Here is a 25,554-nt window from a genome sequence, read left to right on the forward strand (position 1 = left end):
TTAGTTAGCTAACTTATATTCCATAAGTTAGCTATTTTTTTATCTGTATAATCTCATGCCATCAGGTCCCGTAAAAGTTGAAACTTCTTCTCGATTGAGTCGAAATTTAGGTCTAATGCAAGCAGGATCTATTGTTACTATAGATATTTCTACACCTGCCGGCCAAAAAGGAAAGTTTAGAACAACGTTTATCGGCTATTTACCTAAACATTATGTGCTTATTCAGTTTCCAGATTCGAATAAACTGGGCAATTTTGGTCAATTTATAACCCAAGGCTCAGGTGTTACAGTAAGAGGCTTAATAGAGGGGCATGAAGGCTCAGTGGCTGCGTTTGTTAGTACCATAAAGCAAACCTTGCAAATTCCGTCTAAGATAATGGTCTTAGAGTTTCCTCGATCCCTTAGCATACAAAGCCTACGTAAGTCGGTTCGCGTAGATACTCATATTGTCGCGAAATCTCGAGTCGACAATAAATATTGGCAAACTTATATTACCGATCTTTCAATGTCAGGGTGTCAGTTGTTTGTAGAAAATGGCGAAGCTATTAATATGAACAACGATAAGTTTATAGAAGTCACCATCGAAGATTTTCAAGAGCTCAGCAATCTAAAAGTCAGTGGAGAAATCTGTAGCATTAAAAGCGTGCTAAATGGAGTCTCTATCGGTGTGAAATTTAATGCAGAGAGCAAAAATAGCGTGGTTAAACTACTTCATCATGTTATCACGATTGAAGTAGATTAAGCGTTAGCTTTATCTACTTCCAGTTTAATGTAATTGGTATCACTAGTTCATTAGTCTGTATTCGTTATTGAGTTCACTGTGGCACTCGCCGAACCGTCTTTAAACTGAATATCAATACTGCTTCCTTGTTTTAATTGCTGCACACTTTTTACGATGCTGTCCTCGGCTCTTATAACAGAATAGCCTCGGGCAATTGTTGCAAGAGGGCTAACTAGATGAAGCTGCTCCACTAACGATCCAAAGGCTAGGCCTTTTTGTTCAAGTGCAATTTTGTTCTGATGAACTAAGCGGCTTGTTAGATCTTGTCTTTGCTTGTTGTAAGACTGTACTTTTTCTAGCAAAGGAAAAGCTGATAATCGTTGTGACAATTGCTGTGGTTTCGTATTTAGGTTTTTAAGAGTGCGCAGCATGACATTTTGCAGGCGTAGCTGCAGATCATCTGCCTTTTGCAATTGTGTTTCGATGTTCGCTTGTGGGTGTACTCGTGATAGCCTATGCTGAAGAACTGATAGCTCTTTATTTACCGTTGTTTGTTTTTGGCGCCACAGTCTAACTAACTGTTGTTCAAGATGAGTAATCTTTTGACTAATCTCTTGTTCATCGCGAGAAACAAGCTCTGCGGCAGCAGATGGCGTAGGAGCACGTAGATCAGCCACATAGTCCGCTAAGGTCGTATCGATTTCGTGGCCAACAGCGCTGATGACAGGTATATGACTATTGAAAATCGCATTCACTACAATTTCTTCATTGAACGCCCATAAATCTTCTAGTGAGCCACCACCACGACCAACGAGTAATACATCACATTCTTGTCTAAGGTTAGCGACTTCAATAGCCTGTGCAATGTCATGTTTAGCATCATCTCCTTGAACTAAGGCGGGGTATAGGATCACTCTACTATTTGGGCTTCGTCGTTTTAAAACTGCCAAAATATCTTTTATCGCTGCGCCCGTAGGGGAAGTGATGACACCTATGGATTGAATATTCTCTGGAATGACTTTTTTATGTTGTTGCTCGAAATACCCTTGTTGATAGAGTTTATTTTTTAATTGCTCATATGCCTGGCGAAGTAAGCCTTCGCCAGCGTCTTCCATTTGCTCAAGAATAAGCTGGAAGTCGCCACGTGGTTCATACAAAGACACTCTGGCTCGCACTAATACCTGTGCGCCGTTTTGTGGGCGAATTCTTACTCTGGCATTATTGCCTTTAAACATCGCACACTTAACTTGTGCTTTATCGTCTTTTAAGGTTAAGTACCAGTGACCAGAACCAGCTGCGACAAAGTTAGATATTTCACCCGTTAACCAAACAGTGTTTAATTCTGACTCTAATATAAACTTAACTTTACGAGTAAGTTCACTAACTTTTAAGATGTATTTTTCAGGCATTTTTTATATGAAAGAGCGCTTTAAGAAAATTTCATGCCAACCATTATAAATTTTTCTGCAAAATAGTAAAAATTAAGTTTACCTAGATCATGAAAGCGGTTAAAATGCTGCCGCAATATTTCCTCCCTAACCACACTTTTTAGAGAGATGTTGCGATGCTACGAATTGCTCAAGAAGCGTTAACTTTTGACGATGTTTTACTAGTACCTGCCCATTCTACGGTACTGCCTCATACTGCCGACCTTAAAACTAAATTAACCCGCAAGATTGACATGAATGTGCCAATGGTTTCTGCGTCTATGGACACAGTAACTGAAGCGCGTTTAGCAATTACCCTTGCAAAAGAAGGTGGCATTGGTTTCATTCATAAGAACATGACGATTGCTGAACAAGCAAAAGAAGTGTCTAAAGTTAAAAAATACGAAAGTGGTATTGTTACTGATCCTGTAACAGTTAGCCCTGAAGCCTCAATTGAATCTGTTATGGCATTAGCTGATGAACTAGGCTTTTCTGGTTTCCCTGTAGTTGATGCGCAAAACAACCTAGTTGGTATTGTCACTGGTCGTGATCTTCGCTTTGAAACTGAGCTAACTAAACCTGTTTCAGCATTAATGACTGAAAAAGATCGCTTAGTGACTGTTAAGGAAGGGGCACAACGCGAAGATATTTTAAGTTTAATGCATGAGCATCGCATTGAAAAAATCTTGATGGTTGACGATGCCTTTAAACTAACTGGCCTTATCACGGTAAAAGATTATCAGAAAGCTGAAAGCAAGCCGAACGCGTGTAAAGATGAGTTAGGCCGTTTACGCGTTGGTGCAGCAGTAGGCGTTGGCGCTGGTACTGACGAGCGTATTGATGCACTTGTGGAAGCTGGTGTTGATGTGTTACTTATCGATACATCTCATGGTCATTCTCAAGGCGTTTTAGATCGTGTGAAAGAAACGCGCGATAAATACCCTGATTTACAAATTGTTGCTGGTAACGTTGCAACAGGCGCAGGGGCGAAAGCGTTAGCGGACGCAGGTGTTGATGCTGTTAAAGTGGGCATTGGTCCTGGTTCAATTTGTACAACCCGTATTGTTACTGGTGTTGGTGTTCCTCAACTTACTGCAATTTCTGATGCGGTAGATGCGTTAAAAGGCACTGGTATTCCTGTCATTGCCGATGGTGGTATTCGTTTTTCAGGTGATATCGCTAAAGCATTAGTTGCAGGTGCACACTGTGTAATGGTTGGTAGCATGTTCGCTGGTACTGAGGAATCACCGGGTGAAGTTGAGCTTTACCAAGGTCGTTACTACAAATCTTACCGTGGTATGGGCTCATTAGGTGCAATGGCGCAAAAAGAAGGTTCAAGTGACCGTTACTTCCAGAAAACTGACGGTGAAGCAGATAAGCTAGTACCAGAAGGTATCGAAGGACGTGTAGCCTATAAAGGCCCTGTGGCAGCTATTATTCATCAGCAAATGGGCGGTTTACGCTCTTCTATGGGCCTAACTGGCTCAGCAACGATTGATGAAATGCGCACTAAGCCACAGTTTATGAAGATTACTGCAGCTGGAATGGGTGAGTCACATGTTCATGACGTAACCATCACCAAGGAAGCGCCTAACTATAGAATGGGCTAACTTCGAATAGTAACTTCGTCACTTATCGACATGATAGCGGCATCAGAAGTGCTCACCTAGGTTACTAGGCTGCGCGCTTCTTCTTAGCTCTAATGCCGATAAGTTTAGAATTTATCTATTCTTACATTGTAATTAAATGATTATTTACGGGCTGAGTGAAACTAATGTCTCCGTCAGCCTTATTTACAAGAATTGAAATGCTCTAAGTAAACGAGCTTTAGGCAAGGCGCTTTTTAATTTGGCGAATGAGTTTACTCAAGTAAATGAATTCGACGAATTCCAAAGCAACGCCGTATAAAGTTTGTTTATGACGAGCCAGACTAATGAGATATATCTAATGAGTAAAGATATCCATGATTCACGTATACTAATCCTAGACTTCGGTTCGCAATACACGCAATTAATTGCACGTCGTGTACGTGAAATTGGTGTTTACTGTGAGCTTTGGGCTTGGGATGTAACCGAAGAGCAAATTAAAGAGTTTAACCCAACCGGTATTATTTTGGCTGGTGGCCCTGAATCAGTCACTGAAGCAGATTCGCCACGTGCACCTGAATATGTATTTAATGCTGGCGTTCCAGTTTTAGGTGTTTGTTACGGCATGCAAACTATGTCTGAACAACTTGGTGGTAGCGTTGAAAGTTCCGAACACAAAGAGTTTGGTTATGCTGGTGTTGAAGTTATTGCAACTTCAGAGCTATTTAAAAATATTGAAGATTCAGTAGGTGCCAATGGCAACGCTGTATTAGATGTATGGATGAGTCATGGTGACAAAGTTGCGACTATCCCTGAAGGTTTCACAACGATTGCGCAAACACCAAGCTGTGCTCACGCTGCAATGGCAAATGAAGAGAAAAAATTCTACGGTGTTCAATTCCACCCAGAAGTAACGCATACTAAACAAGGTATGCGTATGCTTGAGCACTTTGTTGTTGACATTTGTCAATGTGAGAAGCTTTGGACACCAAGTTCAATTATTGACGACGCTGTTGCAAAAATGAAAGAACAAGTGGGTGACGATGAAGTTATCTTAGGTCTTTCTGGTGGCGTGGATTCTTCTGTTGTAGCTATGCTTTTACACCGTGCTATTGGTGATAAATTAACATGTGTATTTGTTGACAACGGCCTTCTACGTTTAAACGAAGGTCAGCAAGTAATGGATATGTTTGGCGACCATTTTGGTTTGAATATCGTTCACGTTAATGCTGAGCAACGTTTCTTAGATCGCTTGGAAGGTGAGAACGATCCTGAAGCTAAGCGTAAGATCATTGGCAACGTATTCGTTGAAGTATTTGATGAAGAAGCGGGTAAGCGCCAAAACGCTAAATGGTTGGCACAAGGGACTATTTACCCAGATGTTATTGAATCAGCTGCGTCTAAAACGGGTAAAGCACACGTAATTAAATCACACCACAATGTGGGTGGTTTACCTGAAGATATGGAGCTAGGCCTTGTTGAGCCGCTGCGTGAATTATTTAAAGATGAAGTACGCAAAATTGGTTTAGAGCTAGGTTTACCATACGACATGCTTTACCGTCACCCATTCCCAGGTCCAGGGTTAGGTGTTCGTATTCTTGGTGAAGTGAAAAAAGAATATGCTGACTTACTACGTCGTGCTGATGCTATTTTCATTGAAGAGCTTCACAACCACGATTTATACAACAAAGTTAGCCAGGCATTTACTGTGTTTTTACCTGTGCGTTCCGTTGGCGTAATGGGTGACGGTCGCAAGTACGACTGGGTTGTTAGCTTACGTGCTGTGGAAACGATTGACTTTATGACGGCTCATTGGGCACATTTACCATATGACTTCTTAGGTTTAGTGTCGAACCGTATCATTAATGAAATTGATGGTATTTCGCGTGTTGTTTACGATATTAGTGGTAAGCCACCTGCGACAATTGAGTGGGAATAGAGTCCGCTAAATAAATCATTGTGATAAAGGCCAAAGCATTCGCTTTGGCTTTTTACTTTTAGCGCTTCTTACATTATCTAACAGACGTTAAACACTGTTTAAACATCAATATATCGTTAACTTTTCTACACTCTTTACATCAAGAAAGAAGATTGCTCGTAGGGAATATAGTTATGTTTAGATTTATATTAGTTGGCTTTGCCTTATTGTTAGTTGGTTGTGCAACTCCAGGTGTTGATAGAGCTGACGAAAATCAAATGATTCAAGAGTTTTATGCGGAAGTAAAACAAGTTACGCCTGTAGAATTTTCATCTGAAGTGGGCACTGGTGTACTTGTCGGCGCTGGAGTTGGTGTTTTAGATAACCTTGATGGTGATTCTGAAGATATGTTTGCTGGTGCATTAGTTGGGGCTTTATTTGGTGGCTTGTTTACTGGACTTGCAGAGGGAAGTGACCAAGCATTCGAATATCAGCTTTATTCTCCAGAACGCGGAGATGTCACAGTGATCCAAAAAGAAGAAATCGGACAAGCGGTTACGTGTGTAAAGGTTAGGGTATCTGCAAATACAACTCTTTACGCAGCTTCGGCAGATCGTTGTACCAGCTAGTTATTGTAAAACCCATTTTTTCAAGCCAAGGCGACTGTCTTGGCTTTTTAATTTCTAAATCAATTAACATTTCTATTAAACTATATTGCTTTCCGTTTATGCTTGATCAATACTTGACAGCTCAAGTATTTGTGAATGTTTTTATAGGGGTGTAAATGAGTGAAATAAATAAAGAAGTATCTTTTGTCTTGAATCTGATGACAGTAAGCTCTCTTGTGCATAAGCGAGTTGACGGCTATTTGGGAGCAGTTCACGGCATTGGTTTTACCGAGTATCTAGTTTTGTTTCATTTAAATATGGGTTTTGATAAAAAAATGAAACGCATAGATTTAGCTAACGCAATGAGTCTAACCGCGTCGGGTGTTACAAGAGTCTTGATACCGATGGAAAAACAGGGCTTGGTGTCAAAAGAAGCTACTGAACGCGATGCGCGGATTAGTTTAGTTAAGTTAACCTCGGCTGGAGAAAGGATCTTAACAGATGCGACTATTAGTTTGAGGGAAAGCAGTGAAAGGTTATTAGATGGAGTAGCGCAAGGTAAGTTATCTTCCACATTAGAGGTTTTTAAGCTAATAGGAAAAGACGCTTATGTTTGATCTAGAGTTTGTGTTCTCGGTTGCGGGTATACTAGCGTTTTTCGGGTGGAGTGCGTTATTGTTATTTCCATTTTTCCCCCATAAAGCATTGCGATTAACTCAATTGATTTGCGTCGCTTTGTTATTTACCTATTCCTTACTGTTTATAACGTTTTTAGGGAGTGAACCCAGCGTAGACTTTTCTTCATTGGCGGGTGTCGCTTCGGGATTTAGTCATCTTGGTCACTTATTGACGGGGTGGATTCACTATTTAGCGTTTGATCTTTTCGTTGGTGTTTGGCTTGTACATAAAGCACGAGAGCTTTCAATCAGTCATAAATTACTTTGTCCGTGCCTTGTTTTTACTTTTCTGCTGGGGCCTATTGGGTTACTGATGTTTTTAATCATAGTTGCGTTTCGAGATAAACGCCAAGTGCTTAACTGGTAGATTAAAGTAAATTTTGGATGCTTTGAGTATTGCAGCTCATTAGTTTGGTTAGTTTATCTTTATATATGTAGTTGTTTTTTGTTGTTTGTTTAACTTTGTTCTTTTTAATAGTATTACGCCACTAAATTTATACCAAGTAGGGTTAAAAAATGATTGAACGCTTAGAGACAAAACAACGAATGAGCCGCATTGTTAAGCATAACGGCACTATATACTTATGTGGTCAGGTCTGTGCGGATGCGACTAAAGGGATCACAGAACAAACGCAAACTATGTTAGACAAAGTTGACGCTTTACTATCACAAGCTGGCAGCTCTAGAGAACACATGCTTTCGGCAACTATATATTTAAAGACCATGCAAGACTTTGCTGAAATGAACGCTGTGTGGGACGCTTGGGTTCCTGACGGCCATGCTCCGGCAAGAGCATGCGTTGAAGCGGCAATGGCTCGAGAAGCGTTATTGGTGGAAATATCTGTCATTGCCGCAGAGATTTAATTCTGTTTACGTCATTTTTATACGAAGTGCTAAAGACGACTATTACTTTTTAGCACTTTGGCTCTTTCGGCAATATTTCAGCATTATGTATTGAGTTGCTTGTTAAAAATTTGTAATAATTGCATAAGAAATACCTTTTTAACATTTGAGTTAACTAACTATTTCTCATAGAGTTTACGGAAGAACAACAAGGAGAACCCCAAATGGAAGAGAATAGTAATCAATTAGTCCCGGAACAGGGCACCTCTAATTCGCAACCTCAGTCGGCGGAAAAATATCATCCTGCGTCATTTAATTTTTATGGCAAAGCTGGCGAATTTTGGCAAATTTGGATCGTAAATGTCTTTTTGACCATCATTACACTAGGCATTTATTCAGCCTGGGCGAAAGTGAGAACAGAGCGTTATTTTTATGGCAACACAGAGCTAGATGGCCACAGGTTTCGCTATTTAGCTACACCTCTTCAAATTCTGAAAGGACGCGTTATCGCCGTATTTCTGTTTGGGAGCTACTATTTGTTGTCATCGTTTTATCCTTTGGTTGGAGCATTAATGGCACTTGCTTTGGCGATTTTGTTTCCATTTTTAATTTGTGCAAGCTTGCGCTTTAACATGCGTGTATCAAGCTATCGCAATGTAAGGTTTGATTTCAAAGGACAGTATTGGGACGCCTTTGTTAATTTCTTATTGTTGCCTATTTTAAGTGTCTTTACTTTGTACTTAGCCTTACCTTGGGTGTTTAAACGTATCGATAACTTTCTTGTTTCAAATACCTATTATGGTGACAAACAGTTTAAGCCGGAGTTAGAAACCGGTACATACTATTTAGCTGTCTTATTAACCCTAGGCGTATCTATTTTGTTTATGGTTGCTGCAGGCATGGTTATCGCTGTTTTAGGCATAGCGTTACCTGATGGAGAAGCATTGAAAAATGATAGCGGAGCATTATTTGTTTTTGTCGCAGCGGTGACATTTATTTATGTATTTTTACTAGTGTTTGTTTCTGCTTTTTATACATCCATGATCCGTAATCATATTTTTGCTAATACCGAGCTTGAAGACGTCGCCATTTTTGAATCAAGCTTTTCTGCAATGTCTTTGGCATGGGTACAGGTAAGTAACTACTTGCTAATAATCGTTACCTTTGGTCTTGCTTACCCTTTAGCGAAAATTAGACGTGCTCGTTATGTGGTTGATAAAACACAAGTATCGCTTTCGTCAGAGAAAGAGTCTGTTATTGATCACCTTGGTGAGCAACAAAGTGCCATTGGTGACGAAATTGCCAATGTCTTTGATGTAGATGTAGCGTTAACTTAAATGTCGTATCAAGGAACATATTTTGAGGCTAACAGCAGTGATTCAACGGATGTGGTCATCACCGTTGAGTCCAATGGTATACATGTAGTCGGCGTTAATGTTGATAAAACCATCGTACTCCATGATGTAGAAAGTTCGCCGCCATTGGCCGGACTGCCACAAGAGTTGAAGCTTCCTTGTGGCAGTCTTATAGTGCTTGCCGAAAATAACCAAATTAAAGAATTGGTTAGTGATGGTAATCAATTGGTCGATTGGCTAGAAAGAAATAAACTGGCATGTTTAGTTGCTTTATTTCTTGTTCCTTTGTCCCTTTATTTACTTGTCGATCGTGTTATACCAGCAGGAGCTAAACAAGTTACGCCTTTAATTCCACAAGTGGTTAGGCAATCTATCGATGAGCAAGTGTTGCTTTATTTAGACAAAACCTTTGTCGATGAATCTGAACTGGAAGAAAATACCGCACAGTTTTGGCAACAAGAATGGCAAAAGTTACTGGCTGATTTATCGTTAGACCAAGAAAAATATCAGTTATTCTATAGGAAAATGGGGGTTGCTAACGCGTTCGCACTACCCGGTGGAACTGTCGTTGTCACTGACACCCTTATAGAAAAACTCTCTTCAAAGCCTGATGCCATAAAAGCGGTTCTTCTTCATGAGATTGGCCATATAGAACATCAGCATGGTTTACAAATGGTGGCTGAAAGTATCGCGATTAGTTTATTGATGACATATGTTATGGGAGACATGGAAGGGGTTGCCGAATTGTTTTCAGGAAGCTTCTTAACGATTATTCAAAATAAGTTTTCTCAATCGCTTGAACAAGAAGCGGACGCATACTCTGTTGCACAGCTCAAAACGTTAGGGATATCGCCAACAGCACTCGGTGATGCGCTAACAGTAATAGCGCCTAGTAGTGAAGAATACAAGGTGTTTGAGCAGTACTTTAGCTCTCATCCGACAATAGAAAGTCGTGTTAAGTTTGCTGCTGAAAATACTCAGTAGATTGACCTGACTTTTCTACTGAAACAAATCAATAACAATTATAGTCCTATGTTGTTATTGATTTGTTTCAGTAAAAGTCGATATATTCAAAGGTAACAGTTGTAACATTTTGAATATATACAATCTATGAGTCGTGTAATTTCTTGGGTTAAGTCGTCTTTTACCAAACAGTTAATTTTGTCTATTGGTGGTGCATTGAGTTTGGTGCTGTTGGTTGTCTCTGGCTTTAGGGTTGTTGACACAACTAAGGATGCGACCGAACAAGTTTCCAACGAAATTTCACAAATTCTTGTAGAAAACAGTGCCAATGTTAAGAGTTTTTTTGAAGCAAAAGCTAAAATTCTCACTACTTATGTCGATGCGCCAATCTTTAAAGAGTTTATGCAAGAGCGTAATGATCTGGCGACTGATTTCACCACTATTTCTAGTTACCAACCTCTTATTGAATACTACCAACGAATTAAAAATACAGACGATACTATTTTAAGTGTGTTTACTGGATTAAGTGCCACTTACGAGTATTTCGATCAAACAGGTATGGATACTACGGGTTATACCATTGAGAAGTCTTTATGGTGGAAGAAGATCCGTGAAGAAAATAGATTGATGGTTAACAATCCGACTATGCTGTCTATGGAAAATCAATCTATGGTGGCGACCATAATGCAGCCTATTTACCAAGGCGGACTGCTACTTGGTGCATCAGGTGTTGATATTGGCATAGATAAGATTGGTCGAGAGTTACTGTCTCAAGTGAAGTTTCGCAAGCAAGGCGAGGCTTTCTTAATTACGGGAGATGGCAATATTGTTTACTTTCCACAGTTTAAAGCAAATAACCCTGCTGGAGACAAATTAACTAAGGTTGATGAAACAATCGCTGGAGCAGATGGTTTTAGTGAATTAATGGGAGACATTACTTCAAGAAACAAGAGCGGTAAGCTAGTTGAGTGGAAAGGTGAAAGTTACCGAGTAGAATGGATGGCGATATCTAGCGATAAGCCAGCTATGCAGTGGTACCTAGCATTTATGATCCCTACCAGTATGGCACAAGACATTGTAAACGAAGCGGTATTAAGTGAAGTTATTGCGGCAATTATCATGATTTCTTCAGTGTGTTTAGTGGTGGCATTTCTTGCCTTACGAGTGAAAACACAAATTAATGAATTAGTGTCGGCTATGGAAGAAATTGCCTCAGGAGATGGTGATTTAAATCGTCGAATAAACACTAAGCGTATTGATGAGCTAGGTCAGCTAGGCAATGCGTTCAATCGATTTGCCGATCAAGTGCATCAATTGGTAAAAATGAGCAAAAATATTACCATTTCAGTAAATGACAAGAGTGATGCCGCATTTGATACTTGGCATTCGACACGAGAATTTATGCATCAGCAAAAAGCTGAAGTAGAGCTATCATCGACAGCGACACAAGAGATGGCTCAAACGTCAGCAGAAATGGCCAGTACAGCGGAAAATGTCGCTAAAGACGCTGAACATGCCAATGATAAGATGAATGACGCGAAATCTGCTGTATCGGAAGCCAAACTTGCGATGGGCGCTTTAGGGGCCAAAATTAATGACGCAACACACGTAGTTGAAGAATTGCGAACTAATGCTACCGATATTAGTGGTGTCTTAGAGGTGATACAAGCCGTTGCCGATCAAACAAATTTATTGGCATTAAATGCGGCAATTGAAGCGGCTAGAGCTGGTGAACAAGGGCGAGGCTTTGCCGTAGTTGCCGATGAAGTAAGAACTTTAGCGTCTAAGACTAAAGACTCCACTGAAAATATCAGCAACATTATTCAAAAGTTACAACACTCGTCGGAAGCTGCTGAAAGTGCAATGACGGCAAGTTGTAAACAAGTAGAAGTTAATGCAAGTGCCAGCGAACAGCTCTTTGGCATGTTAGGTGAGGCTAGCGAAGCTGTTGAAAGCATCCAACAGCAAGTATTTGAGATCAGCTCGTCTGTAAATCAGCAGGCAGAAGTCGCAGATAACATTGCGCAGACTGTTAACCGAGTTAATGAGCTTTCTGATAGCGCGGTTAACCGCGGTAATGACTTAGAGGAAAGCTTTAGTAGCATGAACCAAAGTGCTCATGACCTTGCCGAAAACCTCGGAAAGTTTAAGGTTTAGTGGCCGTTTTATTTTCATAAGTTAAATGTCGTAAAACCTTTATTGAATAAGGCATTAACAAATAGGAAAGTAATGGCACAATCAGCATCAGTGACAATAAGGTTGCCAGCCATTCATACTGAGTGTATTGACCAATAAAAGGTGGGATGTAGGTCACCAAAGGGTATAACCATAGAATGGTGACCACTACGCTCGTAAATTTACTCATAGTTCAACTAACAGCGCGATTACAAGTAAATAAAGATGACTTGTGTGTCAGCTTCAGTCACGACAAGATCGAGCCCTTGTTCTACCCTGACCAAACTTCTTGGTGCAATATTAACGCCGTTAGCAATAACTGAACCTTTGCTGATGTAAGCCATTACTTCTCCACTAAACGATACTTGTTGATCGGGTTTACCGTTTAATACAGAGATATTTGTCTTACTGTACATGGTTTTATCTTGCTGTTTGTTGCCGCCGTAAATATGTGTAAGCTCTCCAGTTTTTGGTGCATAGGCTTTATAACCTGCTGGCTCACCTGCTTCATCGGGTAACACCCATATTTGAATTAACTGATTTGGTGAACCATCTGGGTTTATTTCATTGTGAGAAAATCCCTCACCACCTGCACGTTGCACTTGAGCTTCGCCTTTGGATAGATTGCCACCATGCTCTAGAGAGCCTTGATGGTGAATGTTTCCGTCAGCCATCACCGAAATAACGTCAATTTCTTTGTGAGGGTGCATATGGGTTTCACCATGAGGTAAAAAGTTCGCATCTGCTAAATAAACGAAGTTACCTAATCCATTCGCTGTACTTGGTTGTTTACGCGCACCAAACACACGCTCATCCATAACAAAGCGACGCTCTTCTAATCCTGCGAAGCCACCATGTGGTAATTCTTGATAGTTGATTACTTGCATACTTGTGTCCTTAAATAAATTTTTCTTAACTTGGTGATAAGTATATTTGTTGTTGCTATTGAGAAAAATATGCGTTTTGGTAAATTACTGTTCTATATTTGGTAACAATCGTTCACTTAAACATAATTAATGAACAGTGGGTTTTACTGGTAGCAACTAAATGGTAAGAGGACGCAATGTTTAGTGTTGATACTAATGATTTACTGGTTTTTAAAGTGATAGCAGAGCAACAAAGTTTTACTAAAGCTGCGGATATACTGGGTTTGCCAAAATCTAATGTTAGCCGCAAATTAACGCGTCTAGAAGAACAGTTGCAAACACGACTGATAGAACGTTCAACGAGGTCAATGCATTTAACTGAAATAGGTGTCTTACTACTAACCCATTGTCAGCGTATTGATGAAGAGCTTCAGGCAGCGCTATCATCGATAGAGTCGTTATCAGAAAGTGCAAAAGGCACCTTGAAAATATGTACTTCTGTCGGTGTAGGTCAAGGACTGCTTAGCGATCTCATACCTGAATTTCGCGCTAGGTTTCCCGAGATAACACTAGATTTTACGCTAACCAATAGAAGAGTTGATATGGTGGAGGAAAGTTTTGATTTAGCGATTAGAGTTGGACAGTCGCCAGATTCTAATTTAATTTCCAAGCGTTTAATGACGGTACACTTTGCGCTGTTTGCGAGTAAGCAATATATAAAAGCTAATGGCATGCCAGCTACAGTATCTGAACTGCCTGAGCACGATTGCCTGCAAATGTCGGTAGTAGACAGTAAGTCGATGTGGCATTTGTTTAAGCAAAATGAACAAGCACACATTGATATTAAAACCGTTTTCGCGGCAGACGATTTTCACATGATCAAGTCAATGCTCGTTGCTGATCAAGGCATTGCTCTTATGCCAAGTTATTTGTGTGACAAAGAGGTAGCGACTGGAGAGTTAATTAATGTATTACCAGAGTGGTGTGGTCGGTCGGTAGACATATATGCCATTTACCCTAGTCGCAAAGGTGCGTTACCGAAACTGAAGGTGTATTTGTCTTTTTTAGCTGACAAACTTAAATAAAAAAGGCAGGTATTATTTTACCTGCCTTTGATCGATAAATGTTTGTTTTGGTATTAATGCTTAGTGTCGCAACCATTGTCATCAGATTGTTCAGTGTCACAACAATTAGTGTCTTGTTCTGAATCACAGCAAGATTTCGCTTCTTGGTGCACATGACCATGTGCTAGTTCTTCTTCTGTCGCGTCACGTACTTCTAGAATTTCAACATCAAACTTTAAGTCGATACCGGCTAGCGGGTGATTACCATCAACCGTAATTTCATCTTCTTGCACGTCGATAACTATAACGGTTTGTTCGCCTTCTTCTGTTGTTGCTCTAAGTTGAGTGCCGATATTGATGTCATCAATACCTTCGAACAAAGATTTAGGTACAGTTTGCACGTAGCCATCAAAGCGCTCACCATAAGCTTGCTCTGCTTCAACGGTAACTGAGAATGAATCTCCTGCTTCTCTTTCAAGTAACGCATCTTCTAAACCGGGAATTAAATAACCCGTGCCTTGAATAATTGCTAGTGGTTGATGGTCGTAAGAGCTATCAATGAGAGTGTCTTCTGTATCTGATACTGCGTAATGTAATACAACAACTTTGTTAGGGGCGATTTTCATAAAGGATCCTGTAAATAATTACTCTTCTTCGAGTGAATAGGGGAGCGGTAAAATGCTCAGCGAGATTTCTGGCTGAGATTTAACTCGTAAATGCGTGTCTGCGCCAATGTCTTTACCAAGTACCGCTTGAATCGTGATTGTACCATCATCTGCTTGGTAATAGGCGATAATATCGCCTGCCGAGCGCCAGTTTTCACCGAGCTGTTTTTCAACGCCTGTCAGCGAACTAATACTGTCACTTGTACCGGTTAAAATATATAGCGCTTTTTTATTTCTACCTAAGTACTTCATGCGAGCAACAGTTTCCTGCCCTAAGTAACAACCTTTAGTAAAGCTAATACCATCAATGGCTTGTAGGTTCAGCATCTGAGGCACAAATTCTTGCTCAGTGTTATGCATTATTGGAAAACCATCGTGCATTTCCAATAAGGTCCAAATGCTATCACCATAAATAGGCGCATTCATTTCATTTAACAAACCTTGGTATCGTTCACCGTTTCCTACGAGCAAGTAACGTTTTACTCTGCCGCCGATAAACACCAGTGAAATACCTTCTTTTTCGATAACGGCTGAATCGTGAGATACTAATGACCCAAAGTGATTGGTAAGTACTTGCTCACACTGGTTACCAACGACTGCAGTAAACTTTAACTCAGAAGTTTGCTCAATATCTACCTTAGCGAAAACACCGAATTTACTTAATTCAGCTAAGGAGGCAGCAAGCGTTGATGTAGGTTGAAAGAGCAGATGTTTTCCTAAGTGGTTAAACAAACGAAAAATCGAATGAACTTTGCCTTTCGCATTACAATGACCGCCAAATTGCATTTGATTTTGTGCAAGAGTGGTTACGTCACAGGTTACTTGACCGTTTAAATAAGAGGATTGTTCTTCGCCAACTAAGCTAATAGCCGAGAAGTTCTCTAAGTTTATTAAGTAGTTTTCGGGTAAAGAGTTGAGCGTTGGCTTGTCGTTAAGTAAATTCATGGTTATTTTGCGATGAACCTAGCGTTTAAGGTAGTGTTGAGATATGGGCGAAAAGACAAAATACAAGGAAGTTATCGAGTTATTTTTGACATACGTAGTGATCAATTACCTGAATTTGCTACAATAAGCCAAATAGTTTTTTATAGATGAATGTATGTCTGTACCAGTAAATAAAGCTCGATTGAAATGGGCTTGTCGTCGCGGCATGTTAGAGTTAGATGTTATTTTTATGCCGTTCGTGGAAAAAACTTACGATAATTTACCTGAAGAGAAAAAACGGACTTTTGAGCGATTACTAACTTGTCAGGATCCTGAGTTATTCGCTTGGTTTATGGGGCACGAGGAATGTGAAGATTCCGAACTTAGAGACATGGTGCAATTTATTCTTAAATGCAACAAAGTTTGATATAGAAGTATCGTCTTCGAAACAGGCACTACAAGTAAAAATCGCAAGCATCTTAACTAATGCCGTTATGTACTGTTTTGCGGCTGTTTGGCTTAACAGCGCGCTGTCTTTGGTGGCGGTGTTAATAGGTATCGGAAGTACTTATTGGCTGATTCGCTATCGAACACCTTATCTTTCGAGCTTTTTATTGAGCCAAGAAGGGCACTTTGTTGGTATTGTAGAAAGTGAAAGTGGTTCCGAGCGTATTGAAGGAAAAATTTCGGAAAGAAGCTTGGATAATTTGTTTGGCTTTTGGCTGGTTATTGCCATGGAGCAAGGCGAAAAAACACAGCTACAAAGGTTCTTTCTTTTTAGAGATAGTCTATCTGCGCAAAACTGTTCTAGACTATCTCGGATTATTCGACGTCGATAGCTTTATCCACTTTAATTAATTGGACCTAGTGTACTTTGATTGAGGCTGTAAAATAGTCGCAGTTGCTTCAGGTAAAGTGTCAGGGTAATCAAGGGTATAATGAAGACCCCTACTTTCTTTTCTTTTCATCGCACAGCGGATAATTAGCTCGGCAACTTGCACGAGGTTTCTCAGTTCTAACAAGTTATTACTTACTCTAAAGTGTGAGTAATATTCGTTAATCTCTTTTTGCAGTAACTCAACTCTGTGTAATGCTCGTTCAAGACGTTTTGTCGTTCTAACAATGCCTACATAGTCCCACATAAATAGCCGAAGCTCGTGCCAGTTGTGCTGAATAACAACTTCCTCATCTGAGTCGATAACACGACTTTCATCCCAAGGCGGCAAAGTTTGGAAACTTTGGCTTTGGTCTAAATTCGCTTCTATGTCCAATGCGGCAGCACGAGCATACACTAAACATTCTAACAGCGAGTTGCTTGCCATGCGGTTGGCGCCGTGCAGACCCGTATAAGCGACTTCACCAATCGCATATAGATTAGCCACATCGGTTTGCCCCTGTTCATTGATCATCACACCTCCACAGGTGTAATGGGCTGCAGGTACTACTGGCATAGGTTGTTTAGTCATGTCGATACCTAAAGACATGGTTTTTTCATATATAGTAGGGAAGTGCTGCTTAATAAATTCTGGTGATTTATGACTAATATCTAAGTACATGCAATCTGCACCCAGTCGTTTCATTTCATAATCGATAGCACGCGCCACGATATCACGAGGTGCCAATTCTGCCCGTTTATCAAAACTAGGCATAAAGCGGCTGCCATCAGGGCGTCTTAAAATGGCGCCTTCGCCTCTTAAAGCTTCTGTAAGAAGAAAGTTTTTAGCGTCAGGGTGAAATAAACAGGTAGGATGAAACTGATTAAATTCCATATTCGCGACTCTGCAACCGGCACGCCAAGCCATAGCAACACCGTCGCCACTGGCGATATCAGGGTTAGAGGTATATTGATAAACTTTAGATGCGCCACCAGTTGCCAGAATGGTCTTTTTGGCAAAAATGCGCTCTACTTTTTCGGTATTTCGGTTCCAAACATAGGCACCAATACATGGTTTACCTTTTTTATTTCTGTCTCTAACTAAATCAATAGCGTTATAACGTTCGAAAATACGAATACGGTTATGTTGCAATACTCGGTCAACTAAGGTGGTTTGGACTGCCTGACCGGTAGCATCTGCTGCATGCAGAATGCGTCTGTGGCTATGACCACCCTCGCGAGTGAGATGGTACTTTATGTCACCTTCTTCATTTGACTCTTGGTCAAAATCAACACCTTGCTCAATGAGCCACTCTAAGCAATGGCGGGCGTTTTCTGCAGTATATTTAACTGCTTTCTCGTCGCATAAACCAGCGCCGGCAACTAAGGTATCGCTAACATGTGCTTCGACACTGTCATTTTCATCGAATACAGCGGCAATTCCACCTTGTGCATAATAAGTTGAGCCTTCATTAACGCGGCTTTTACTTAAAATTACAACGTCAGCCTGTTTCGCTAAATGTAAAGCTAAGGTCAATCCTGCAGCACCACTGCCAACAATTAGGACATCACAATTATGTTGTTGATTCATATATTCTTTGAAATGCGCTATTCTATAACGCAAGAATTTTAGCGTGTTCTGGGCTGCAAAAACAGCATCAAACATACTAAGTTCGAGAAAATTTAAATTTTTTTTAATTTTTTTAGAACTTTTTACTCAGACGCTAGTCCTAAAGAATGCGTTTGCTATGAGCCAGATGTATATAAACAATTAACGTTGGAAGGAGTATTGGCTCGAATGAGCGAACAGAACGTCGACCAAGTTTTGGTTGAGCGGGTGCAGCGCGGCGATAAAAGTGCTTATAACCTGCTAGTAAAGAAGTATCAAAGTAAAGTGGCTAATTTGATTTCGCGTTATGTGAAAAATCATAGTGATGTGCCAGATATTGCTCAAGAAGCCTTTATCAAAGCATATCGCGCGCTACCTAACTTTAGAGGTGATAGTGCTTTTTACACTTGGCTATATCGTATAGCGGTAAATTGTGCAAAAAATCACATGGTAGCCAGTGGCAGAAAACCTCCTGGCTCCGATGTTGAAATTGAAGACGCAGAGATTTATGATTCAGGAGATGCGTTACGAGAAAACGCTTCGCCTGAAAAATTACTGTTAACAAAAGAAATTAAACAGGTGGTATTTAATACCATCGAACAACTGCCTGACGATTTGCGCACAGCAATTAACTTGCGTGAATTAGAAGGGTTAAGTTATGAAGAAATAGCGACAATAATGGACTGCCCAGTAGGCACTGTGCGATCCAGGATTTTTAGAGCCCGCGAAGCGGTTGATAAAAAGATTCGTCCGCTACTTCAGCGCTAAATTACAGGTTTTAAGGTGTATTATGAGTGAAAACAAATTTGAAACAGTATCCTCTTTAGTTGATGACTATAAGGCTAGTGATGCTGCTTTTGATGAAATGCTCAAAGATCAAGAAATGCAGGATGCATGGCAACAGTATCAATTTATTGGTGATGTTATACGTGACGAAGTACCCGAGGGGATGAGTGATTTCGATATTTCTGCAGCAGTCGCTGAAGCCATTGAACAAGAACCCACTGTATTAGCGCCGGCGAAGAAAGCTTCTGTTGTTTCGCAAGTTAAGGCGAAAGTAGTGCAATTCGCGAAACCGTTTGGACAAGTGGCTATCGCCGCATCTGCAGCGGGTGTCATGGTGTTGGGTGTGCAACAAAACGTTGCTGAAACAGAGTCTACAACCCCTTATCAAGTTGTTCAAACAGGTGGTTCAGCTGGTGGGATCGCACAACCTGTAAGTTATAATTTTCAACAGTCTTCACAAAACAAACAGCAAGCTATTCAAGATCAACAGCGTCGTTTTAGAGCGCTACTTCAAGACCACAGACAGCAAATGAAGTTTACGGCTTTAACACCTGCAACAGGCAATGTTGACCCGTCGAAGACACGTACTGAGGTAGAAAAACCAGTTAAATGAAGTTTTCCGTATTAATGTTAACGTTGGCGACTTTAGTGTTGCCAACGTCAATTTCACACGCAACGCCAGCAAAATCTGCAATCACTTGGCTTAATCAACTTTCCGACTCTATTCGTACCTCCAACTTTAGTACTTCCTTTGTTGTCGTTAAAAACAATCATGCTGAGCCATATCACTGGTTTCATGGCGTAAACGATGATGGCGTAGAGTTAGAAATTGTCTCTTTGTTAAATGGTCCAAGGCGCGATATTTTGCGTCGCGATTCTACTGTTGCTTATATTGAGCCAGAGCTACCACCTTACTCGGTTTCATCATCGACTCTACGTGGCCCAATCCCAAGTATTTTTGCTGGGGATATTTCTTCTTTAGCTGAACACTATGACTTTGTTCCGGTTGGTAAGGGAAGGGTGTTAGGACGAGGCGCTCAAATAATACGTATCGAGCCGCAAAAGCCTGATAAATATGCTTTTTGGCTTTGGATAGATCAACAAAGCGGTTTACTATTAAAACTAGCTATTGTTACAAAGCAAGGGCAGCAGTTAGAGCAAGTGCAGTTTACTCATTTGGATATCACACCGAATCCGTCTGATAGTGTCATGCAGCTGGCAAGTACCGAACTTCCCGAAGTGCTAGACATTCCAGAAAATTATCAACAACAAGAACTTTCTTGGCAAGTAAACTGGGTGCCTGATGGTTTTAGTAAAATCAATGCTAATCGTCATCGTATTGTTGCCACGAAACAACCTGTTGAATTTCAACTATTCAGTGATGGCTTAGTAGAGTTTTCTGTTTATGTTGGTCAAAGTGCGGAAAAGCAAAGGCCACAAGATTTTGTAATGGACGGTGCCACCGTTGCATTTAATCAAGTGGCAAAAGGCTTTGAAGTAAGTGTTGTCGGTAAAATTCCGGTACAAACCGCTAAGCGTATTGCTGAATCTGTTGGCGCAAACACCAGAGCAAATCCATGATAGAAGAAACTGCGGTCGTCGTTGCGATAAACGGCGACTTAGTGACGGTAGAGTCTGAAATTAAATCAGCCTGTTCTAGTTGTCAGCAAGTTTCCAGTTGTGGCAGTGGCCAGGTTGCAAAGGCTTTTCCTAGTAAAAAGGTTCAATATCATATCGCTTCCGATAAAGCATTGACCCTTGGTGATCGGGTTGTAATTGGGTTGTCTGAGTCCGTCGTCCTTTCTGCGGCATGGCAGGTTTATCTTCTGCCTTTGTTTGGCTTGATACTAGGTGGAGCACTAGGTCAGCTCGTCCTTATCGAACAACTAGGCTTTCATGAACTTATTGGTTTAACTTTAAGTATTATCGGTGGTTTTCTAGGTTTTAAGCTGGCTAAACGTATGCAGTGTCAGCAAGGCAATGAGCAAAACTGGCGTCCTCAGCTATTAAAATTGCTGCCAAGAAACATTTCTGTACAACAAATCGATAGTTAATCGCTAACAAAAGATAGCCCCAGCGCGCTAAATTAGATAAAATCTCGCCATTATTGATTATTAAACTGCTGTATAGACCAATTCTTCTATGAAACATATCCGAAATTTTTCTATTATCGCCCATATCGACCACGGTAAGTCGACGTTATCAGATCGACTTATTCAGCATTGTGGTGGCTTATCTGACCGCGAAATGGAAGCACAAGTCTTGGACTCTATGGATTTAGAGCGTGAGCGCGGTATTACCATTAAAGCGCAAAGTGTAACTTTAGACTACAAAGCAAAAGACGGTGAAACATACCAGCTAAACTTTATCGACACGCCAGGTCACGTTGACTTTTCTTATGAAGTTTCTCGCTCGTTAGCGTCGTGTGAAGGTGCATTACTCGTTGTTGATGCTGGACAAGGTGTAGAAGCGCAAACGGTAGCTAACTGTTATACGGCAATCGAAATGGATCTAGAAGTCATTCCAATTTTGAACAAAATTGATTTACCTCAAGCAGATCCTGATCGTGTTTGTGAAGAAATTGAAGATATTATCGGAATTGATGCGACTGGCGCGGTGACTTGTTCTGCGAAAACCGGTATCGGCATCGAAGACGTGTTAGAAACGATTGTGGAGAATATTCCACCTCCTGAAGGTAATCCAGATGATAATTTACAAGCGCTAATTATCGATTCTTGGTTTGATAACTATCAGGGCGTTGTTTCTCTTGTGCGAGTGATGAATGGTGAAGTAAAAGCTGGCGATAAAATGGTAGTTATGTCGACAGGGCAAACTCACATTATCGATAAAGTCGGTATTTTCACTCCTAAACAAACGGAAACAGGTATTTTAAAAACTGGTGAAGTAGGTTTTATTATCGCTGGTATAAAAGAAATTCATGGTGCGCCTGTCGGCGATACCATTACTATTTCGAAAAAAGAAGCGTCCGAGCCACTACCTGGCTTTAAGCAAGTACAACCTCAGGTTTACGCAGGTATCTTCCCGATTAGCTCTGATGATTATGAAAACTTTAGAGACGCGTTAAACAAATTAAGCTTGAATGATGCTTCACTATTCTTCGAACCTGAAAATTCATCAGCACTTGGTTTTGGCTTCCGTGTAGGTTTCTTAGGCATGCTTCACATGGAAATTATTCAAGAGCGTTTAGCCCGCGAATATGACCTAGATCTTATAACTACAGCACCGACGGTAAACTATGAAGTTGTTACTACAAAAGGTGAAATTCTTCATATAGATAATCCGACGGATCTGCCACCAATTAATGATATTGATGAAATTCGCGAGCCGATTGTTGAAGCGGATATTTTAGTGCCACAGGAGCACTTAGGTAATGTTATTACCCTATGTATCGAGAAGCGTGGTGTTCAGAAAGACTTGGTTTACCATGGTAATCAAGTTGCGGTGAAATACGAATTACCTATGGCTGAAGTAGTAATGGACTTTTTTGATAAGTTAAAATCTACTAGTCGTGGTTATGCTTCTCTAGATTATCATTTTGTCCGCTTCGAAGCGTCTGACATGGTACGCGCTGATGTTATGATCAATGGTGATCGTGTTGATGCACTTGCCATGATCACTCACCGCAGTAACTCTGTTGCTCGCGGTAGAATGTTAGTTGAAAAGCTGCGTGAATTAATTCATCGTCAAATGTTTGATATTGCGATTCAAGCGGCGATAGGTAATAACATTATTGCACGTACTACTGTTAAACAACTGCGTAAGAACGTAACAGCTAAATGTTACGGTGGTGACGTAAGTCGTAAGAAGAAGCTTCTTCAGAAGCAAAAAGAAGGTAAGAAAAGGATGAAACAATTGGGGAATGTGGAAGTACCTCAAGAAGCCTTCTTAGCTGTACTTAAATTAGATAACTAAAGGACTAATATGGCAGTTTATTTTTCAATACTTTTAGTGATTTTGACTTTAGTCACTGGAGTCGTTTGGTTAGCAGATAAATTTTACTTAGCGCCACAACGCCGTGTTCGATTGGCAGATGCTCAAGCACAGTGTAAAGAAGAATTGAGTGAAGACGCACAGAAAAAGATCGTTGAACCGTCTTATATGGTAGATACTGCGGTTCAGATTTTTCCTGTTATTGCGTTTGTTTTAATTCTTAGGTCATTTTTATATGAGCCATTCCAAATCCCGTCAGGCTCTATGATGCCAACCTTGTTAGATGGCGATTTTATTCTGGTCAATAAATACACTTATGGACTTAGAGATCCTGTTGCTCGAAATAAGTTTTTAGAAGTAGGCGCACCTGAGCGCGGTGATGCGATAGTATTTAAATACCCTGAAGATAAGCGTATCGATTACATCAAACGTGTTATTGGATTGCCAGGCGACAGAATTATTTATCGCAATAAGAGCTTATATATTAAGCCTGCTTGTGAAAATGATGCGCAAAATTGCAAAGAATTTAAGCAAGTAGTGCAAAACTTTGTTAATAAAACTGACTACAAAGATGGGCCAATGGAGTTAAGTCGTTTCACCATTGAGCTTCCTGGTCAGACACACGATATTCTTATTAACAATAATATTGCTCCTCGTACTGCACATTACTTTAAACAGTCGGGCACCCAAAGAGATGAATTTGTTGTACCAGAAGGGCAATACTTTGTTATGGGTGATAATCGTGATAATAGCTTAGATGGTCGATTCTGGGGCTTTGTGCCAGAAGAAAACTTAGTCGGTAAAGCCGTATTCATCTGGATGAGTTTTGATTTTGAAAGAACATCAGAAGATATTTTACCAACGTGGATCCCTACAGGTGTTCGATTCTCTCGCCTTGGTAGCATTAATTAATGGTAAAGAATACTCCACAGGATTTAGCTAGATTAGCAAAAAGGATTGGCTACCAGTTTAACGATCAAAAGTTACTTTTACAGGCGCTAACGCACCGCAGTGCAAAGGGCGCTCATAATGAGCGATTAGAGTTTCTTGGCGACTCTATCCTTGGATATATAATCGCTGAATCCTTGTATACTCGTTTTCCAAAAGAGAATGAGGGTGACTTAACACGTATGCGATCAAGTTTAGTTAAAGGCGTTACCTTGGCTGATATTGGTCGCGGTTTTTCTTTAGGCGAGCATTTAATTTTAGGTCCTGGCGAGTTAAAAAGTGGCGGCCATCGACGAGAGTCAATTTTAGAAGATGCTGTAGAGGCTATTATTGGTGCCGTTTATTTAGATTCTTCTATGGAAAATTGTAAAGCGCTTGTCTTATCTTGGTTTGAAAAGCGCCTTGCTGACATTAAGCCAGGAGCTGCTCAGAAAGACCCTAAAACGCGTTTACAAGAGTATTTGCAAGGGCGAAGAATCCCATTGCCAGTGTATGAAGTAATCAAAACAACTGGTCAGTCTCACAATCAAGAATTCACTGTTCGCTGTACGACTACCGAAATAGATCAAGAAGTGATCACAACAGGTACCAGTCGTCGCAAAGCTGAGCAAGCAGCAGCTGAAAAAGTGTTAGCTATAATCAGTAGCAAAACTAGCAAATAAGTAGGGATAAACATGAGTGATAATAACCATTGTGGTTTAGTAGCGATTGTTGGTCGCCCGAATGTTGGAAAATCAACCTTGCTAAATGCCATGCTTGGCCAAAAAGTGAGTATTACGTCTCGCAAGCCACAAACGACAAGACACAGAATATTAGGTATCTTGACAGAAGATAACCATCAAGCGGTTTTAGTTGACACCCCAGGACTTCATGCTGAAGAAAAACGTGCTATCAACCGTTTAATGAACCGAGCTGCTAGTAGTTCAATCGCGGAAGTTGAGTTAATTCTATTTTTGGTTGAAGGTACTAATTGGACTTCGGATGACGAGTTGGTGCTTAATAAGGTGAAAAACAGCGGTGCGCCTTGTATTTTAGTCGTCAATAAAATCGATAATGTCCAAGACAAAGAAGCATTACTACCTCACTTACAAAAAATAACGGCAGATTACGACTTCAAAGAAGTTATTCCTGTGTCTGCTGCAAAAGGTGACAATGTCGATAAAGTCAAAGAGCTTTGTTTACAAGCGTTGCCTGAAGGCGACTTTTGGTTTCCAGAAGACTATATTACCGATCGCTCTAGTCGGTTTATGGCTTCAGAAATCATCCGTGAAAAGCTTATGCGCTTTACTGGTGACGAATTACCTTATTCGACAACAGTAGAAATCGAACAGTTTAAAATGGATGACAAAGGTATATTACATATTAATGCCTTGATATTAGTTGAACGAAACAGTCAAAAACGTATGGTAATAGGTAATAAGGGAGAGCGCCTTAAAACCATCGGTCAAGAAGCTCGCCGTGATATGCAAGAAATGTTTGAACGCCAAGTGTTTCTTGAAACCTGGGTAAAAGTTAAATCGGGTTGGGCTGATGATGAGCGGGCACTGCGAAGTCTAGGCTACGGTGACGATTACTCTTCCTAAATGATCCAATC

27 protein-coding genes are annotated in these 25,554 nt (G+C 40.5%); 21 read left to right on the top strand and 6 right to left on the bottom strand.

The window, feature by feature from the left end; translation table 11 throughout:
* Positions 1-55 precede the first annotated feature (55 nt).
* Positions 56-742: a PilZ domain-containing protein gene (locus ACOB80_RS12310; RefSeq protein WP_473166133.1), complete on the top strand. Its 687-nt coding sequence runs from the start codon at positions 56-58 to the stop codon at positions 740-742.
* Positions 743-792: 50 nt separating this feature from the next.
* On the opposite strand, the gene xseA is transcribed toward ACOB80_RS12310, so the two are convergent.
* Positions 793-2,130 carry an exodeoxyribonuclease VII large subunit gene (gene xseA / locus ACOB80_RS12315; RefSeq protein WP_473166134.1) on the bottom strand — a complete coding sequence of 446 codons (1,338 nt, stop codon included), beginning with the start codon at positions 2,128-2,130 and terminating at the stop codon, positions 793-795.
* Positions 2,131-2,285: 155 nt separating this feature from the next.
* Between xseA and guaB the strand changes: the two genes are divergently transcribed.
* From guaB to ACOB80_RS12360, 9 genes are all read left to right on the top strand, one after another.
* A complete protein-coding gene (gene guaB / locus ACOB80_RS12320) occupies positions 2,286-3,758 on the top strand; it encodes an IMP dehydrogenase (protein WP_473166135.1) in 1,473 nt (490 codons plus the stop codon).
* A 337-nt stretch (positions 3,759-4,095) separates the two neighbouring features.
* A complete protein-coding gene (guaA, locus tag ACOB80_RS12325) occupies positions 4,096-5,673 on the top strand; it encodes a glutamine-hydrolyzing GMP synthase (RefSeq protein WP_473166136.1) in 1,578 nt (525 codons plus the stop codon).
* 173 nt (positions 5,674-5,846) lie between these two features.
* Complete coding sequence (locus ACOB80_RS12330; RefSeq protein WP_473166137.1) at positions 5,847-6,281, top strand: hypothetical protein; 435 nt, start codon at positions 5,847-5,849, stop codon at positions 6,279-6,281.
* 155 nt (positions 6,282-6,436) lie between these two features.
* Positions 6,437-6,877 carry a MarR family winged helix-turn-helix transcriptional regulator gene (locus ACOB80_RS12335; RefSeq protein ID WP_473166138.1) on the top strand — a complete coding sequence of 147 codons (441 nt, stop codon included), beginning with the start codon at positions 6,437-6,439 and terminating at the stop codon, positions 6,875-6,877.
* Entirely contained in the window at positions 6,870-7,304 is a 435-nt protein-coding gene (locus ACOB80_RS12340; RefSeq protein ID WP_473166139.1) for an ABA4-like family protein, read from the top strand. Before ACOB80_RS12335 ends, ACOB80_RS12340 begins: the two co-directional genes overlap by 8 nt.
* A gap of 149 nt (positions 7,305-7,453) precedes the next feature.
* Positions 7,454-7,801 (top strand): RidA family protein, encoded by a 348-nt coding sequence (locus ACOB80_RS12345; RefSeq protein WP_473166140.1) that lies wholly within the window; start codon positions 7,454-7,456, stop codon positions 7,799-7,801.
* A 203-nt stretch (positions 7,802-8,004) separates the two neighbouring features.
* On the top strand, positions 8,005-9,117 hold the full coding sequence (locus ACOB80_RS12350; RefSeq protein WP_473166141.1) for a YjgN family protein: 1,113 nt from the start codon (positions 8,005-8,007) through the stop codon (positions 9,115-9,117).
* On the top strand, positions 9,118-10,119 hold the full coding sequence (locus ACOB80_RS12355) for a M48 family metallopeptidase (RefSeq protein ID WP_473166142.1): 1,002 nt from the start codon (positions 9,118-9,120) through the stop codon (positions 10,117-10,119).
* 126 nt (positions 10,120-10,245) lie between these two features.
* Positions 10,246-12,255 (top strand): methyl-accepting chemotaxis protein, encoded by a 2,010-nt coding sequence (locus ACOB80_RS12360; RefSeq protein WP_473166143.1) that lies wholly within the window; start codon positions 10,246-10,248, stop codon positions 12,253-12,255.
* On the opposite strand, the gene ACOB80_RS12365 is transcribed toward ACOB80_RS12360, so the two are convergent.
* Both ACOB80_RS12365 and ACOB80_RS12370 read right to left on the bottom strand, forming a co-directional pair.
* Positions 12,245-12,463, bottom strand: a complete 219-nt coding sequence (locus ACOB80_RS12365; RefSeq protein ID WP_473166144.1) for a putative antibiotic biosynthesis monooxygenase — start codon at positions 12,461-12,463, stop codon at positions 12,245-12,247. The two genes, ACOB80_RS12360 and ACOB80_RS12365, sit on opposite strands and share 11 nt — an antisense overlap.
* Positions 12,464-12,482: 19 nt before the next feature.
* On the bottom strand, positions 12,483-13,160 hold the full coding sequence (locus tag ACOB80_RS12370; protein ID WP_473166145.1) for a pirin family protein: 678 nt from the start codon (positions 13,158-13,160) through the stop codon (positions 12,483-12,485).
* 176 nt (positions 13,161-13,336) lie between these two features.
* Between ACOB80_RS12370 and ACOB80_RS12375 the strand changes: the two genes are divergently transcribed.
* Positions 13,337-14,224 (top strand): LysR family transcriptional regulator, encoded by an 888-nt coding sequence (locus ACOB80_RS12375; RefSeq protein WP_473166146.1) that lies wholly within the window; start codon positions 13,337-13,339, stop codon positions 14,222-14,224.
* Positions 14,225-14,277: 53 nt separating this feature from the next.
* On the opposite strand, the gene ACOB80_RS12380 is transcribed toward ACOB80_RS12375, so the two are convergent.
* Both ACOB80_RS12380 and ygfZ read right to left on the bottom strand, forming a co-directional pair.
* Complete coding sequence (locus ACOB80_RS12380) at positions 14,278-14,829, bottom strand: FKBP-type peptidyl-prolyl cis-trans isomerase (RefSeq protein ID WP_473166147.1); 552 nt, start codon at positions 14,827-14,829, stop codon at positions 14,278-14,280.
* 18 nt (positions 14,830-14,847) lie between these two features.
* Complete coding sequence (gene ygfZ / locus ACOB80_RS12385; protein ID WP_473166148.1) at positions 14,848-15,813, bottom strand: tRNA-modifying protein YgfZ; 966 nt, start codon at positions 15,811-15,813, stop codon at positions 14,848-14,850.
* A gap of 154 nt (positions 15,814-15,967) precedes the next feature.
* On the opposite strand from ygfZ, the gene ACOB80_RS12390 reads away from it, so the two are divergent.
* Both ACOB80_RS12390 and ACOB80_RS12395 read left to right on the top strand, forming a co-directional pair.
* A complete protein-coding gene (locus ACOB80_RS12390) occupies positions 15,968-16,219 on the top strand; it encodes an FAD assembly factor SdhE (RefSeq protein WP_473166149.1) in 252 nt (83 codons plus the stop codon).
* The gene (locus ACOB80_RS12395) at positions 16,161-16,631 is read left to right on the top strand and encodes a hypothetical protein (RefSeq protein WP_473166150.1); all 471 of its coding nucleotides are present in this window, start codon (positions 16,161-16,163) and stop codon (positions 16,629-16,631) included. Before ACOB80_RS12390 ends, ACOB80_RS12395 begins: the two co-directional genes overlap by 59 nt.
* A 15-nt stretch (positions 16,632-16,646) precedes the next feature.
* Here ACOB80_RS12395 and nadB read toward each other — a convergent pair whose 3' ends face one another.
* Entirely contained in the window at positions 16,647-18,257 is a 1,611-nt protein-coding gene (nadB, locus tag ACOB80_RS12400) for an L-aspartate oxidase (RefSeq protein ID WP_473166151.1), read from the bottom strand.
* Positions 18,258-18,464: 207 nt separating this feature from the next.
* Between nadB and rpoE the strand changes: the two genes are divergently transcribed.
* The 8 genes from rpoE (at position 18,465) to era (ending at position 25,543) form a co-directional block, all read left to right on the top strand.
* Positions 18,465-19,043 carry an RNA polymerase sigma factor RpoE gene (rpoE, locus tag ACOB80_RS12405; RefSeq protein WP_473166152.1) on the top strand — a complete coding sequence of 193 codons (579 nt, stop codon included), beginning with the start codon at positions 18,465-18,467 and terminating at the stop codon, positions 19,041-19,043.
* Positions 19,044-19,065: 22 nt separating this feature from the next.
* Positions 19,066-19,674 carry a sigma-E factor negative regulatory protein gene (locus ACOB80_RS12410; RefSeq protein WP_473166153.1) on the top strand — a complete coding sequence of 203 codons (609 nt, stop codon included), beginning with the start codon at positions 19,066-19,068 and terminating at the stop codon, positions 19,672-19,674.
* Complete coding sequence (locus ACOB80_RS12415; RefSeq protein WP_473166154.1) at positions 19,671-20,642, top strand: MucB/RseB C-terminal domain-containing protein; 972 nt, start codon at positions 19,671-19,673, stop codon at positions 20,640-20,642. Before ACOB80_RS12410 ends, ACOB80_RS12415 begins: the two co-directional genes overlap by 4 nt.
* Entirely contained in the window at positions 20,639-21,115 is a 477-nt protein-coding gene (locus ACOB80_RS12420) for a SoxR reducing system RseC family protein (RefSeq protein WP_473166155.1), read from the top strand. The genes ACOB80_RS12415 and ACOB80_RS12420 overlap by 4 nt, the downstream gene beginning before the upstream one ends.
* Before the next feature lie 88 nt (positions 21,116-21,203).
* Positions 21,204-22,994: a translation elongation factor 4 gene (gene lepA, locus ACOB80_RS12425; protein WP_473166156.1), complete on the top strand. Its 1,791-nt coding sequence runs from the start codon at positions 21,204-21,206 to the stop codon at positions 22,992-22,994.
* Positions 22,995-23,003: 9 nt separating this feature from the next.
* On the top strand, positions 23,004-23,924 hold the full coding sequence (lepB, locus tag ACOB80_RS12430) for a signal peptidase I (RefSeq protein WP_473166157.1): 921 nt from the start codon (positions 23,004-23,006) through the stop codon (positions 23,922-23,924).
* The gene (rnc, locus tag ACOB80_RS12435) at positions 23,924-24,622 is read left to right on the top strand and encodes a ribonuclease III (RefSeq protein ID WP_473166158.1); all 699 of its coding nucleotides are present in this window, start codon (positions 23,924-23,926) and stop codon (positions 24,620-24,622) included. The genes lepB and rnc overlap by 1 nt, the downstream gene beginning before the upstream one ends.
* A 12-nt stretch (positions 24,623-24,634) precedes the next feature.
* Positions 24,635-25,543, top strand: coding sequence for a GTPase Era (era, locus tag ACOB80_RS12440; protein WP_473166159.1), 909 nt, complete (start codon positions 24,635-24,637; stop codon positions 25,541-25,543).
* Positions 25,544-25,554: the final 11 nt, after the last annotated feature.

This window comes from Thalassotalea coralli (assembly GCF_055786205.1).